This is a genomic window from Pseudomonas syringae pv. cilantro, assembly GCF_001293775.1.
Lineage (GTDB): Bacteria > Pseudomonadota > Gammaproteobacteria > Pseudomonadales > Pseudomonadaceae > Aquipseudomonas > Aquipseudomonas syringae_P.
The window spans coordinates 25,559-38,244 of the sequence record NZ_LGLN01000024.1 but is presented as its reverse complement, the minus strand read 5'-3'; the positions used below and the strand labels follow the sequence as shown (position 1 = coordinate 38,244).

Genomic DNA, 12,686 nt, shown 5'->3' with positions numbered 1-12,686 from the left:
GGCATGTACGGCCCTTCGGCACGTCCTCAGCCACCAGCCCCCGGCCGTAACAAGCCGGTGCCGCGTGGCGCCAGTCGGATGGTAGCCAAAGAGCCACTGTCGGCGCGCCTGCCGAAGGCCAACTTCAGTTTCCTGAAGCGCCTGTTCTGGCCGGTGCTGCTGGTGATTCTGGGCTTCGCCACGTATGAGGGCGCTCAGCGTCTGCTGCCGTATGCCGATCGCCCGATCACCCGCATCAACGTACAGGGTGATTTGAGTTACATCAGCCAGCAGGCAGTGCAGCAGCGCATCGCTCCGTATGTGGCGTCGAGTTTCTTCAAGATCGACCTGGCCGCCATGCGCACCGAGCTTGAGCAGATGCCGTGGATCGCGCACGCCGAAGTGCGTCGGGTCTGGCCGGATCAGGTGGTGATTCGTCTTGAAGAGCAACTGCCGGTTGCGCGGTGGGGCGACGAGTCGTTGTTGAATAACCAGGGGCAGGCTTTCACGCCGCGTGAACTGTCCAACTATGAACATCTTCCCCAGTTGTTCGGCCCGCAGCGGGCCCAGCAGCAGGTGATGCAGCAGTACCAGGTGTTGAGTCAGATGTTGCGCCCGCTGGGCTTCTCCATCGTACGCCTGGAGCTGCGCGAGCGCGGCAGCTGGTTCCTGACAACAGGTGCTGGTAGTGCTGGCCCGGGTATCGAATTGTTGCTGGGACGCGACCACCTTGTCGAAAAAATGCGCCGCTTCATCGCGATTTACGACAAGACGCTTAAAGAACAGATCACGAACATCGCGCGCGTCGACCTGCGTTACTCCAACGGCCTTGCGGTCGGTTGGCGCGAACAGGCAGCGCCGACGACGGAAAAACCCGCCGTCGCGAAGAATTGATAAGAGGCAGGACCATGGCAAACGTGCAAAGCGGCAAAATGATCGTCGGGCTGGATATCGGTACCTCCAAAGTGGTGGCACTGGTAGGCGAAGTCGCGGCCGATGGCTCGCTGGAAATCGTGGGTATCGGCACCCATCCCTCACGCGGCCTGAAAAAGGGCGTGGTGGTGAATATCGAGTCGACCGTGCAGTCGATCCAGCGCGCGATCGAAGAAGCGCAGCTGATGGCTGGCTGCCGGATTCACTCGGCATTCGTCGGCGTTGCGGGCAGCCACATTCGCAGCCTGAACTCGCACGGCATCGTGGCGATTCGTGATCGTGAAGTCAGCGCTGCGGATCTGGAGCGCGTGCTCGATGCTGCTCAGGCAGTGGCCATCCCTGCCGACCAGCGCGTGCTGCACACCCTGCCGCAGGATTACGTGATCGACAACCAGGAAGGCGTACGTGAGCCACTGGGTATGTCCGGCGTGCGTCTGGAAGCCAAGGTGCACGTAGTGACCTGCGCAGTGAACGCCGCACAGAACATCGAGAAGTGCGTGCGTCGCTGCGGTCTCGAAGTCGACGACATCATTCTCGAGCAACTGGCTTCGGCCTATTCGGTACTGACCGATGACGAGAAAGAGCTGGGCGTCTGCCTGGTGGATATCGGCGGCGGCACCACCGACATCGCGATTTTCACCGAAGGCGCCATTCGTCACACCGCGGTGATCCCGATTGCCGGCGATCAGGTGACCAACGACATCGCCATGGCGCTGCGCACACCCACCCAGTACGCCGAAGAAATCAAGATTCGTTACGCCTGTGCCCTGGCCAAACTGGCCGGCGCCGGCGAAACCATCAAAGTACCGAGCGTGGGCGACCGTCCACCGCGCGAGCTGTCGCGTCAGGCCCTGGCCGAAGTGGTCGAGCCTCGTTACGACGAGCTGTTCACCCTGATCCAGGCCGAACTGCGTCGCAGCGGCTACGAAGACCTCATCCCGGCCGGCATCGTGCTGACCGGTGGTACGGCGAAAATGGAAGGTGCGGTCGAGTTGGCCGAGGAAATCTTCCACATGCCAGTGCGCCTGGGCGTGCCGCACAGCGTCAAGGGGCTCGCCGATGTCGTGCGTAACCCGATCTATTCAACGGGCGTAGGCCTGTTGCTGTACGGGCTGCAAAAACAGTCGGACGGTATTTCGCTGTCCGGGATTGTCGGCAACAGCAGCTACAGCGACGAAACCAAGGCCCCGGTGCTTGAGCGGATCAAGCGTTGGGTGCAGGGCAATTTCTAAGTTTCAGGTTGTAACGTTTCAGGGCAACAAAAAGCAGTATCGGCAGGCAGTAGGCAAAACTAACTAGAAAGCGGAAGGAGAGAGAAAATGTTCGAACTCGTAGACAACGTCCCGCAAAGCCCGGTCATTAAAGTAATCGGTGTAGGCGGTGGTGGCGGAAACGCTGTCAATCACATGGTCAAGAGCAACATCGAAGGCGTGGAATTCATCTGCGCCAACACCGATGCTCAAGCGCTGAAAAACATTGGCGCGCGGACCATCCTGCAACTGGGCACAGGCGTGACCAAAGGTCTTGGCGCTGGCGCCAACCCGGAAGTCGGTCGTCAGGCCGCTATGGAAGACCGTGAGCGTATTGCAGAAGTCCTGCAAGGCACCAACATGGTGTTCATCACCACCGGCATGGGCGGCGGTACCGGTACCGGTGCGGCTCCGATCATTGCTGAAGTGGCCAAGGAAATGGGCATCCTCACGGTAGCAGTCGTGACCCGTCCGTTCCCGTTCGAAGGTCGCAAGCGTATGCAGATCGCCGATGAAGGCATCCGCATGCTGTCCGAAAGCGTCGACTCGTTGATTACTATTCCCAACGAGAAGCTGCTGACCATCCTCGGTAAGGACGCCAGCTTGCTGTCGGCTTTCGCCAAGGCTGACGATGTACTGGCCGGTGCCGTTCGCGGTATCTCCGACATCATCAAGCGTCCGGGCATGATCAACGTCGACTTCGCCGACGTTCGCACCGTGATGAGCGAAATGGGCATGGCGATGATGGGCACTGGCTGCGCCAGCGGTCCGAACCGTGCACGTGAAGCGACCGAAGCAGCCATTCGCAACCCGCTTCTCGAAGACGTCAACCTGCAGGGCGCTCGCGGCATCCTGGTCAACATCACTGCCGGTCCTGACCTGTCGCTGGGTGAGTACTCGGACGTGGGCAGCATCATCGAAGCGTTCGCTTCCGAGCACGCCATGGTCAAGGTCGGTACGGTTATCGATCCGGACATGCGTGACGAGTTGCACGTGACCGTGGTCGCTACCGGCCTGGGCGCGAAAATCGAGAAGCCTGTCAAGGTGATCGACAACACGCTGCAGACCACTCAGCAGGCTCCTGCACAGCAGGCGTCCCGTCAGGAAGCGCCGTCGGTCAACTACCGCGATCTGGATCGTCCGACCGTGATGCGCAACCAGGCTCACGCCAGCGCGACCGCTGCGGCAAAGATGAACCCTAACGATGACCTCGACTACCTGGACATCCCGGCTTTCCTGCGTCGTCAGGCCGATTGATGAAATGTATCAGGGGTATTAGGGTGATTGGTGTTCAGCAAAGGCATGGTCTGCTATCATCGCCAGCCTTTGTTGATACCAGTTCGCAACTTGCGCTGAAGCGGCCCATGCCATGATTAAACAACGCACCCTGAAAAATATTATCCGTGCCACAGGTGTAGGCCTGCACTCCGGGGAGAAGGTTTACCTGACCCTCAAGCCCGCACCTGTGAATACCGGCATTGTGTTTTGCCGAGCTGACCTTGACCCCGTCGTGCAGATCCCTGCGCGCGCGGAAAACGTCGGCGACACCACTCTTTCGACCACACTGGTCAATGGTGATGTCAAAGTCGACACGGTAGAACACTTGCTCTCGGCCATGGCTGGCCTTGGCATCGATAACGCCTACGTCGAGCTCTCTGCCTCCGAAGTCCCGATCATGGACGGCAGCGCAGGCCCATTCGTATTCCTGATTCAATCGGCAGGCCTGGAAGAACAGGACGCGCCGAAGAAATTCATCCGGATCCTGCGTGAAGTCACAGTGGAAGAGGGCGGTAAGCGCGCTACTTTCGTGCCTTTTGAAGGGTTCAAGGTCAGTTTCGAGATCGATTTCGATCACCCCGTCTTCCGTGACCGCACCCAAAGTGCAAGCGTGGACTTTTCCAGCACTTCCTTCGTGAAGGAAGTCAGCCGTGCCCGGACCTTCGGGTTCATGAGTGATATCGAGTACCTGCGCAAGCACAACCTCGCACTCGGCGGCAGTGTGGAAAACGCCATCGTGGTCGACAAGGACGGCGTATTGAACGAAGACGGCCTGCGGTATGAGGACGAATTCGTCAAACACAAAATCCTGGACGCCATCGGTGATCTCTACCTGCTGGGCAACAGCCTGATCGGGGAGTTCCGGGGCTTCAAGTCGGGGCATGCACTGAACAATCGTCTCCTGCGCGCATTGATCGAGCAGACAGACGCCTGGGAAGTCGTGACCTTCGAGGATGCCAGTACGGCACCTATTTCTTACATGCGCCCTGTCGCGGCCGTGTAAGCAAGCTTTACTCTCTTTCCTTTTGTTTTTTAAAGGCTGCCTTCGGGTGGCCTTTTTTTATGGGGTTTTAAGCGGTTTCAGGCGAATCGAGTTTTCAGCGCCTCGAAAATCCAGTTGTTAAGGAATAAACTGGCGCGACTTCAGCGTGTACTTACATCAAGGATGAAAAAATGATTCGACCCTCATTCTCCAGCGCATGGGCTGCCTCGCAACGTATCTACAACACGCTTAACCCGTCTGAAAAAGTTGCAACCGTCATCGGCGGCAATGTCGCATTGAATATCAATAGTCGTGATCCAGCCTTGAAGTGGGTCAATACCTGCGCGGTACGCATGAGCTACATCCTTAACTACTCGGGTTCGCTCATCCCTCGAATAGCTGGGGAGACGGTGTCGGGTGCTGACAAGCGCTGGTATTTTTACCGCGTCAAAAGTCTGATTGGCTACCTGGAACAGCAGTGGGGAAGCGCCGAGACCTATGACCATTGTTATTTCAACGAACCAGGCGTGAACTATCAAACCGATCGTGCAAACTTCTGGAGTTTGTCCTGATGAGGTGCTTGAGCGCGGTCGTGGTGCTGGCATGCACAGCGTTGTCTTTCAACAGCTGGGCCAAGGATGACACTGCTCATTCGCCCCAGGCAGGCGGGCGCACCTATGCGCAAAACTACAAGGACATGGTGCTTGCCGAGTGTATTGCTACGGCGTACAAAAACGACCTCAAGGCTGCTCAGGATGCCGGAAGCAGTGCCAGCGCTCTGTTGGACTGGACCTACTACGACATGGAGCAGGATCCTCGTGCCGGGAAGCCGCTGATCGATCGGTTTCTGGCGCGGGACTATCACAACCCGCTGGTCGAGTCGGAAGTGAAGGGCGTTCGCTTTGACCTGCTGAAGTGCCTGGACTTGTATCACAGCAAAGAGCTGGACAGTCAGGTCAAAAAGCTGGTGATCAAGCTTGATCACACTTATCGCCAAGATAATCCGCCAAAGACGAACTGATGTGGCCGGGTTGTGTGCTTATGTCCTGTCGCTTTACTTCCTGTCCCTGGCATGACTGGCGAGGCGCTCGAGTGCCGCGCGCAGCTTGGGGTCGCTGATGCCTTCGGCGGTGGCCTGGATGTTTTCGGCGGCCACGGTCGACAGATCGATGGTGTGCGTGGCAGCGCCGCGTGGGGCTTCGGGCGGCTGGACTTTGAAGACGATCCGGGTCAGGTTGATGAATTCGTCGAAGGCGATCAGTTGTCGGTGCAGGCGCTTTTGCTGGTAGCGCAGGCGCGTGGCCCAGTGACCGTCTGTCACGATCAGCAATAAAGTGCCCTCGCGCCACGAAGCCACATGACAATGCTCACGCGCTGCCGGTTGCAACTGGCTTTCGAGCAAGCGCTGCAGATGGCTCAGGCGTTCGGCGTGGCGAAAGATGGCCTTCAGCGGCTTGGCTTCGCGCAGCAGAACCGCAGGGGGGCGGGCGTTGAGGGGACGAAAGGCCATGGGTAATTGCCTGGTAACAAGACGAACATGTTAACAGAAAGCATTCTGACGGCTGCTTTCTGAGGCGTTTCCGTGCTTTCATATGCAAATCAATGAGTAACTTCCCCATTTTTCGGGTTGAAGTGCTTGAAAATGGCCCCATTGTAAATCTGCCCCGTCACAGCGCTGTGCCAGCATCGTGGAATAACGCCACTTTCCTCACCACCGTTTCCGGGTAGAATGCTCGTTCGCATGTGGCCATCTGGGCTGCACGGGCGACTCACGGGGCCGCCCTCCATTCCTATGTGTGGAAGATCCTGTCGATATGTTTGCGCCTTTGTTGAAAAAACTTTTTGGAAGCAAGAACGAGCGTGAAGTCAAACGCATGCTCAAGACGGTACAGATCGTCAATGCCTTCGAAGAGCAAATGGTGGCCCTTTCGGACGAGCAATTGCGCGCCAAGACCGAAGAGTTCAAGGCCCGCATAGCCAAAGGCGAGACCCTCGATCAATTGCTGCCTGAAGCCTTTGCCGTCGCTCGTGAAGCGGGCAAACGCGTCATGGGCATGCGCCACTTCGACGTTCAGTTGATTGGCGGCATGACCCTGCACGAAGGTCAGATCGCGGAAATGCGCACCGGTGAAGGTAAAACCCTCGTCGGCACCCTGGCTGTGTACCTCAATGCGTTGTCCGGCAAGGGCGTTCACGTGGTCACCGTGAACGACTACCTCGCACGCCGCGACGCCAACTGGATGCGCCCGCTGTACGAATTCCTCGGTCTGACCGTAGGCATCGTCTCGCCATTCCAGCCGCCGGAAGAGAAGCGCGCCGCTTACGCTGCCGACATCACGTACGGCACCAACAACGAATACGGTTTCGATTACCTGCGCGACAACATGGCGTTCAGCATGGACGACAAGTTCCAGCGTGAACTCAATTTCGCCGTGATCGATGAAGTCGACTCGATTCTGATCGACGAAGCGCGTACCCCGCTGATCATTTCCGGTCAGGCCGAAGACAGCTCCAAGCTGTACACCGAAATCAACCGCCTGATCCCCAAGCTCGAGCAGCACATCGAGGAAGTGGAAGGCGAGGTCACCAAGCCGGGGCATTTCACCGTTGACGAGAAGACGCGTCAGGTCGAGCTGAACGAAGCCGGTCACCAGTTCATCGAAGAAATGCTCACCGAAGTCGGCCTGCTGGCCGAGGGCGAAAGCCTGTACTCGGCGCACAACCTTGGCCTGCTGACCCACGTTTACGCCGGTCTGCGTGCGCACAAGCTGTTCAATCGCAACGTCGAATACATCGTGTCGGACGGTCAGGTTCTGCTGGTCGACGAGCACACCGGTCGTACCATGCCGGGTCGTCGCCTGTCCGAGGGTCTGCACCAGGCCATCGAAGCGAAGGAAGGTCTGAACATTCAGGCCGAAAGCCAGACCCTGGCATCGACCACGTTCCAGAACTACTTCCGTCTGTACAACAAGCTGTCCGGCATGACCGGTACAGCTGACACCGAAGCGTTCGAATTCCACCAGATCTACAATCTGGCCGTGATGGTCATCCCGCCGAACAAACCACTGGCGCGTAAAGACTTCAACGACCTCGTCTACCTGACGGCGGAAGAGAAGTACGCGGCCATCGTGACCGATATCAAGGCCTGCCTGGCGCAAAACCGCCCGGTGCTGGTCGGTACGGCGACCATCGAAACGTCCGAGCACATGTCCAGGCTGCTCAACCAGGAAGGCATCGAGCACAAGGTTCTGAACGCCAAGTTCCACGAAAAAGAAGCGGAAATCATTGCGCAGGCCGGTCGTCCGGGTGCGCTGACCATCGCCACCAACATGGCCGGTCGTGGTACTGACATTCTGTTGGGCGGCAACTGGGAAGTTGAAGTTGCCAACCTGGAAGATCCGACCCCGGAGCAGATCGCCCAGATCAAGGCCGATTGGCAGAAACGCCATCAGCAAGTGATCGAGGCCGGTGGCCTGCACGTGATTGCTTCCGAGCGTCACGAATCGCGTCGTATCGATAACCAGTTGCGCGGCCGTGCCGGTCGTCAGGGTGACGCCGGTTCCAGCCGTTTCTACCTGTCGCTCGAAGACAGCCTGATGCGCATCTTCGCCTCTGACCGGGTGAAGAACTTCATGAAGGCGCTGGGCATGCAGTCCGGTGAGGCCATCGAGCACCGCATGGTGACCAACGCTATCGAAAAAGCGCAGCGCAAGGTGGAAGGTCGTAACTTCGACATCCGCAAGCAACTGCTCGAATACGATGACGTCGCCAACGAGCAGCGCAAAGTGATCTATCACATGCGTAACACGCTGCTGGCCGCTGAAAATATCGGTGAGACGATTGCCGACTTCCGCGAAGAGGTGCTCAACACCCTCATCAGCCAGCACATCCCGCCGCAATCCCTGCCGGAGCAGTGGAATGTCGCCGGTCTGGAAGCGGCGCTGAATACCGACTTTGCGGTGCAATTGCCGATTCAGCAGTGGCTGGACGAAGACGACCACCTTCACGAAGACAGCTTGCGCGAAAAAATCATGGCGCAACTGCTGGTGGCTTACAACGAGAAGGAAGATCAGGCCAGCGCCGAAGCCCTTCGCTCGTTCGAGAAGCAGATCCTCCTGCGTGTGCTGGACGACCTGTGGAAAGATCACCTGTCGACCATGGATCACCTGCGTCACGGCATTCACCTGCGCGGTTATGCTCAGAAGAACCCGAAGCAGGAATACAAGCGCGAGTCGTTCACCCTGTTTCAGGAACTGCTGGATTCGATCAAGCGCGACACCATCCGTGTCCTGTCACATGTTCAAGTCCGTCGCGAAGATCCCGAGGAAGAAGAGGCTCGTCAGCGCCGGGAAGCCGAAGAGCTGGCCAGCCGCATGCAGTTCGAACACGCGCCAGCGCCGGGTCTCGACCAGCCATTGGTGGATGAGGAAAGTAGCGAAGTGCCGGTAGCTGTCGCTTCCGAGCCCGTGCGCAATGACCAGAAACTGGGTCGCAACGAGCTGTGCTGGTGTGGCTCGGGCAAGAAATTCAAGCACTGTCACGGCCAGATCAGCTAAGCCTTTTGACTGTGTGATACCTGCGCCGCGACCGGCTTGCCCGTCGCGGCGTTTTTTCATTGATAGCCGTACCGATGTGGACGGCGCCCCTACTCCTTGAGGAGCACCCCGATGGCTGTTGGTCTTGGTCCGTTGCCTGCGTTGCACCCGGTTCCCGGTTTTGAACTCGGCATTTCGTCTGCCGGCATCAAGCGCCCGGGGCGCAAGGACGTCGTGGTCATGCGCTGTGCCGAAGGCTCCAGCGTTGCCGGCGTATTCACCTTGAATGCGTTCTGCGCCGCGCCGGTCATTCTGGCCAAACAGCGTGTGCAGGGCACAGTGCGTTATCTGCTGACCAATACCGGTAATGCCAACGCGGGCACCGGCGAGCCGGGTCTGGCGGCGGCGCGTCGTACCTGTGAAGCGCTGGCGCAACTGACGGGCGTTGATGCGTCGGCGGTGCTGCCGTATTCGACCGGTGTGATCGGCGAGCCGTTACCTGTGGAAAAGATCGAAGGCGCGCTGCAAGCCGCGCTCGACGATCTGTCTGTGGATAACTGGGCCGCTGCGGCGACCGGGATCATGACCACCGATACCCTGCCCAAAGGCGCAAGCCGTCAGTTCACCCATGATGGTGTCACCATCACTGTGACCGGCATCAGCAAGGGGGCGGGCATGATTCGTCCGAACATGGCGACCATGCTCGGCTACATCGCGACCGACGCCAAAGTCTCGCAAAGCGTCTTGCAGGACCTGATCCGCGACGGTGCCAACAAGTCCTTCAATCGCATCACCATCGATGGCGACACTTCGACCAACGACTGCTGCATGCTGATCGCCACCGGTCAGGCCGGTCTGCCTGAAATCACCGAGGCCAAAGGCCCGCTGTTCGAGGCCTTGAAGAAGGCCGTGTTCGACGTCTGCATGGAAGTCGCTCAGGCCATCGTGCGTGACGGCGAAGGCGCGACCAAATTCGTGACCGTGGAAGTCAATGGCGGCGGCAATCATCAGGAATGCCTGGACGTTGGTTATGCGGTCGCTCACTCGCCGCTGATCAAGACCGCGCTGTTCGCGTCCGACCCGAACTGGGGCCGTATTCTGGCAGCTGTCGGCCGTGCAGGCGTGCCGGATCTCGACGTCAGCAAGATCGACGTGTTCCTCGGCGGTGTCTGCATCGCCAGCCAGGGCTGCCGCGCGACCACCTATACCGAAGAGCAGGGCTCGGCGGTCATGGCGGAAGAAGAAATCACCATCCGTATCGAGCTGGGCCGCGGTGATTGCAGCGAAACCATCTGGACCACCGATCTTTCCCACGAATACGTGAAGATCAACGCCGAATACCGCACCTGATTCAACGTCCAGCGCGGGGGCATCCTGTTCTCGCGCCGGACTCAACGGAGCTGAACCATGAGCCTGCATCTGATTATCGGCGACAAACGCTACTCCTCCTGGTCGCTGCGTCCATGGCTGGTCCTGGACATGACCGGCGCGCCCTTCACCGATCAGGTGATTCGTCTTAATCAGCCTGATACCCGCGAGAACATTCTCAAGTACTCGCCTACCGGTAAAGTGCCTGCGTTGCAGTGCGAGCATGGCACGATCATTGATTCGCTGGCGATTTGCGAGTACCTGGTCGAGCGTTTCCCGGACGTCGAGTTATGGCCGCGTGATATCGCTGCCCGTGCCCAGGCGCGCTCGGCCTGTGCGCAGATGCACAGCGGTTTTGTCAGCCTGCGCTCGAACATGCCGATGGACCTGCGTCAGGATCAGGCGCTTGAAGTGATTTCGGTCGACACTCAGAACGACATCGACCGTATTGTTGCGCTGTGGGCCGAGTGCCGCGCCGCTGCTGCCGAGGCTGGCCCGTTTCTGTTCGGTAAGCCGAGCATCGCCGATGCGTTCTTTGCGCCAGTGGCGATCCGTCTGCGTGGCTATCGTGTCCAGTTGCCTGCCGAAGCGCTGGCTTATATCGAAACCATCTACCAATGGCCTGCCTTCAAGCGCTGGCAGCAGGCTGGTCTGGAGGAGTCCTGATCGTGAAACGAGTTCATGTGGCCGCCGCAGTCATTCGTGGTTCTGACGATAAAGTCCTGATCGCCCGACGTGCAGACAGCCAGCACCAGGGCGGTCTCTGGGAATTTCCCGGTGGCAAGGTCGAGGCGGGCGAAACCGTCGAGGCGGCGCTTGCACGTGAACTGCAGGAAGAGCTGGGCATCGTTGTGGCTGCTGCTCATCCGTTGATCAAGGTTTGCCATGATTACCCGGACAAGCAGGTGCTGCTGGATGTGTGGGAAGTTTCTGCATTCACTGGCGAACCGCATGGTGCAGAAGGTCAGCCGCTGGCTTGGGTGACGCCGCGCGAGCTTGCCGGTTACGAGTTTCCGGCGGCCAACCAGCCGATTGTCGCGGCAGCACGCTTGCCTGCTGAATACCTGATCACGCCGGACGGGCTGGACTCCATCGAGCTGCTGCGTGGCGTGCAGAAAGCAATCGCCGGGGGCATCAAGCTGGTTCAGTTGCGTGCGCCGGGCGGCTACGACCCGAAGTATCGCGATTTGGCGGTCGATGCGGCGGGGCTGTGCGCAGGCAAGGCGCAACTCATGCTCAAGGGCCCTCTGGAGTGGCTGGGAGACTTTCCGTCCGCTGGCTGGCACCTGACGGCAGAACAACTGCGCAAGTACGCCAGCCGAGGCCGTCCGTTCCCTGAGCATCGCTGGCTGGCGGCGTCCTGTCATAACGCAGAAGAACTGGCCCTCGCCGAACAGATGGGCGTGGATTTCGTCACCCTGTCACCGGTTCAACCCACCCTGACCCATCCGGATGCACAGCCGCTGGGCTGGGAACAGGCGACACAGTTGATCGCAGGCTTTAACAAACCGGTTTTTCTGTTGGGCGGCGTAGGTCCGACTGAGCGTCAAAAAGCCTGGGAAAGCGGCGCGCAAGGCGTAGCCGGGATCCGCGCGTTCTGGCCTGACGAAATCATCTGAGTCGCCACAGAGGACGCAAAGCGTCCAGAACGGCATGCCCTAGGGATATACAAAAGTCTAGTGGGAGTGAGCCGGGCGACGCTCCCACAAGGTCTACATAACGCTAAGACGCTGGTGAGGATGCCTTCTGTGAAGTCCCGTGTCATAGATATGCCCATCAAACCGGCTTGGGCGCAGGTTGCCAGAGTATTTCCGCAATGCCCTGCCGTCTGCCAATCAGGCGGGCGGCAACGAACAGCAGGTCCGACAGCCTGTTGATGTACGCCAGCCCGGCACCTTCCAGAGGTTCGACCGCATTCAGGTGCTGGCAGCGGCGTTCGGCGCTGCGTGCCAGGCTGCGGCAGATGTGCGCCTGGGCAATCAGTGATGAGCCACCCGGCAGAATGAAATTTTCCAGTGGCCCGAGTTCGTCGTTCCACACATCAATCGCTGCTTCCAGCCGCTCGACTTCGGTGCTGTTCAGCGCCTTGTAGCTCGGCATCGCCAGCTCCCCACCCAGATCGAACAATCGATGTTGGCAGGGCGTAAGCACTTCGATGACTTCGTTGAGTGCCGGAACGCGCTGAGCCTCATCGATCAGCCCGGCCAGCAGCAACCCGAGCTGACTGTTCAGGGTATCGACTTCGCCGATGGCCTCAACGCGCGGGTGGTCCTTGGACACCCGACGGCCGTCGCCCAGTCCGGTTTCTCCGGTGTCACCAGTACGTGTGTAAATCTTCGACAAACGAAAGCCCATTGCGAT

At 59.1% G+C, this 12,686-nt stretch carries 12 protein-coding genes; 10 read left to right on the top strand and 2 right to left on the bottom strand.

Features of this window, described 5'->3' with window-relative positions; translation table 11 throughout:
- The first annotated feature begins 3 nt into the window (after positions 1-3).
- The 6 genes from ABJ99_RS04360 (at position 4) to ABJ99_RS04335 (ending at position 5,443) form a co-directional block, all read left to right on the top strand.
- Entirely contained in the window at positions 4-873 is an 870-nt protein-coding gene (locus ABJ99_RS04360) for a cell division protein FtsQ/DivIB (RefSeq protein ID WP_054084760.1), read from the top strand.
- A gap of 14 nt (positions 874-887) precedes the next feature.
- Positions 888-2,144 carry a cell division protein FtsA gene (ftsA, locus tag ABJ99_RS04355; protein WP_003377649.1) on the top strand — a complete coding sequence of 419 codons (1,257 nt, stop codon included), beginning with the start codon at positions 888-890 and terminating at the stop codon, positions 2,142-2,144.
- 87 nt (positions 2,145-2,231) lie between these two features.
- Entirely contained in the window at positions 2,232-3,419 is a 1,188-nt protein-coding gene (ftsZ, locus tag ABJ99_RS04350; protein ID WP_007248943.1) for a cell division protein FtsZ, read from the top strand.
- 112 nt (positions 3,420-3,531) lie between these two features.
- Entirely contained in the window at positions 3,532-4,443 is a 912-nt protein-coding gene (lpxC, locus tag ABJ99_RS04345; RefSeq protein ID WP_003377651.1) for a UDP-3-O-acyl-N-acetylglucosamine deacetylase, read from the top strand.
- A gap of 170 nt (positions 4,444-4,613) precedes the next feature.
- Positions 4,614-4,994 (top strand): T6SS effector amidase Tae4 family protein, encoded by a 381-nt coding sequence (locus ABJ99_RS04340; RefSeq protein ID WP_054084759.1) that lies wholly within the window; start codon positions 4,614-4,616, stop codon positions 4,992-4,994.
- On the top strand, positions 4,994-5,443 hold the full coding sequence (locus ABJ99_RS04335; protein WP_054084758.1) for a type VI secretion system amidase immunity protein Tai4: 450 nt from the start codon (positions 4,994-4,996) through the stop codon (positions 5,441-5,443). Before ABJ99_RS04340 ends, ABJ99_RS04335 begins: the two co-directional genes overlap by 1 nt.
- 33 nt (positions 5,444-5,476) lie before the next feature.
- Here the strand turns inward: ABJ99_RS04335 and ABJ99_RS04330 are convergent, their stop codons facing one another.
- Positions 5,477-5,932, bottom strand: coding sequence for a DUF721 domain-containing protein (locus ABJ99_RS04330; protein ID WP_054084757.1), 456 nt, complete (start codon positions 5,930-5,932; stop codon positions 5,477-5,479).
- 304 nt (positions 5,933-6,236) lie between these two features.
- Here ABJ99_RS04330 and secA point away from each other — a divergent pair, with 304 nt between their 5' ends.
- From secA to ABJ99_RS04310, 4 genes are all read left to right on the top strand, one after another.
- Positions 6,237-8,978, top strand: coding sequence for a preprotein translocase subunit SecA (gene secA, locus ABJ99_RS04325; RefSeq protein WP_054084756.1), 2,742 nt, complete (start codon positions 6,237-6,239; stop codon positions 8,976-8,978).
- Positions 8,979-9,089: 111 nt separating this feature from the next.
- Positions 9,090-10,307: a bifunctional glutamate N-acetyltransferase/amino-acid acetyltransferase ArgJ gene (gene argJ, locus ABJ99_RS04320; protein ID WP_007248938.1), complete on the top strand. Its 1,218-nt coding sequence runs from the start codon at positions 9,090-9,092 to the stop codon at positions 10,305-10,307.
- 57 nt (positions 10,308-10,364) lie between these two features.
- Positions 10,365-10,991, top strand: a complete 627-nt coding sequence (locus ABJ99_RS04315) for a glutathione S-transferase family protein (RefSeq protein WP_054084755.1) — start codon at positions 10,365-10,367, stop codon at positions 10,989-10,991.
- A gap of 2 nt (positions 10,992-10,993) precedes the next feature.
- Positions 10,994-11,944 carry a Nudix family hydrolase gene (locus tag ABJ99_RS04310; RefSeq protein ID WP_054084754.1) on the top strand — a complete coding sequence of 317 codons (951 nt, stop codon included), beginning with the start codon at positions 10,994-10,996 and terminating at the stop codon, positions 11,942-11,944.
- A gap of 157 nt (positions 11,945-12,101) precedes the next feature.
- On the opposite strand, the gene ABJ99_RS04305 is transcribed toward ABJ99_RS04310, so the two are convergent.
- Entirely contained in the window at positions 12,102-12,680 is a 579-nt protein-coding gene (locus ABJ99_RS04305) for a cob(I)yrinic acid a,c-diamide adenosyltransferase (RefSeq protein ID WP_054084753.1), read from the bottom strand.
- Between the last annotated feature and the right edge of the window lie 6 nt (positions 12,681-12,686).

Bases quoted from the DNA above. Each gene is read 5' to 3' on its own strand.
- ABJ99_RS04360 (WP_054084760.1), top strand. From the start codon at position 4: ATGTACGGCCCTTCGGCACGTCCTCAGCCACCAGCCCCCGGCCGTAAC.
- ftsA (WP_003377649.1), top strand. From the start codon at position 888: ATGGCAAACGTGCAAAGCGGCAAAATGATCGTCGGGCTGGATATCGGT.
- ftsZ (WP_007248943.1), top strand. From the start codon at position 2,232: ATGTTCGAACTCGTAGACAACGTCCCGCAAAGCCCGGTCATTAAAGTA.
- lpxC (WP_003377651.1), top strand. From the start codon at position 3,532: ATGATTAAACAACGCACCCTGAAAAATATTATCCGTGCCACAGGTGTA.
- ABJ99_RS04340 (WP_054084759.1), top strand. From the start codon at position 4,614: ATGATTCGACCCTCATTCTCCAGCGCATGGGCTGCCTCGCAACGTATC.
- ABJ99_RS04335 (WP_054084758.1), top strand. From the start codon at position 4,994: ATGAGGTGCTTGAGCGCGGTCGTGGTGCTGGCATGCACAGCGTTGTCT.
- ABJ99_RS04330 (WP_054084757.1), bottom strand. From the start codon at position 5,932: ATGGCCTTTCGTCCCCTCAACGCCCGCCCCCCTGCGGTTCTGCTGCGC.
- secA (WP_054084756.1), top strand. From the start codon at position 6,237: ATGTTTGCGCCTTTGTTGAAAAAACTTTTTGGAAGCAAGAACGAGCGT.
- argJ (WP_007248938.1), top strand. From the start codon at position 9,090: ATGGCTGTTGGTCTTGGTCCGTTGCCTGCGTTGCACCCGGTTCCCGGT.
- ABJ99_RS04315 (WP_054084755.1), top strand. From the start codon at position 10,365: ATGAGCCTGCATCTGATTATCGGCGACAAACGCTACTCCTCCTGGTCG.
- ABJ99_RS04305 (WP_054084753.1), bottom strand. From the start codon at position 12,680: ATGGGCTTTCGTTTGTCGAAGATTTACACACGTACTGGTGACACCGGA.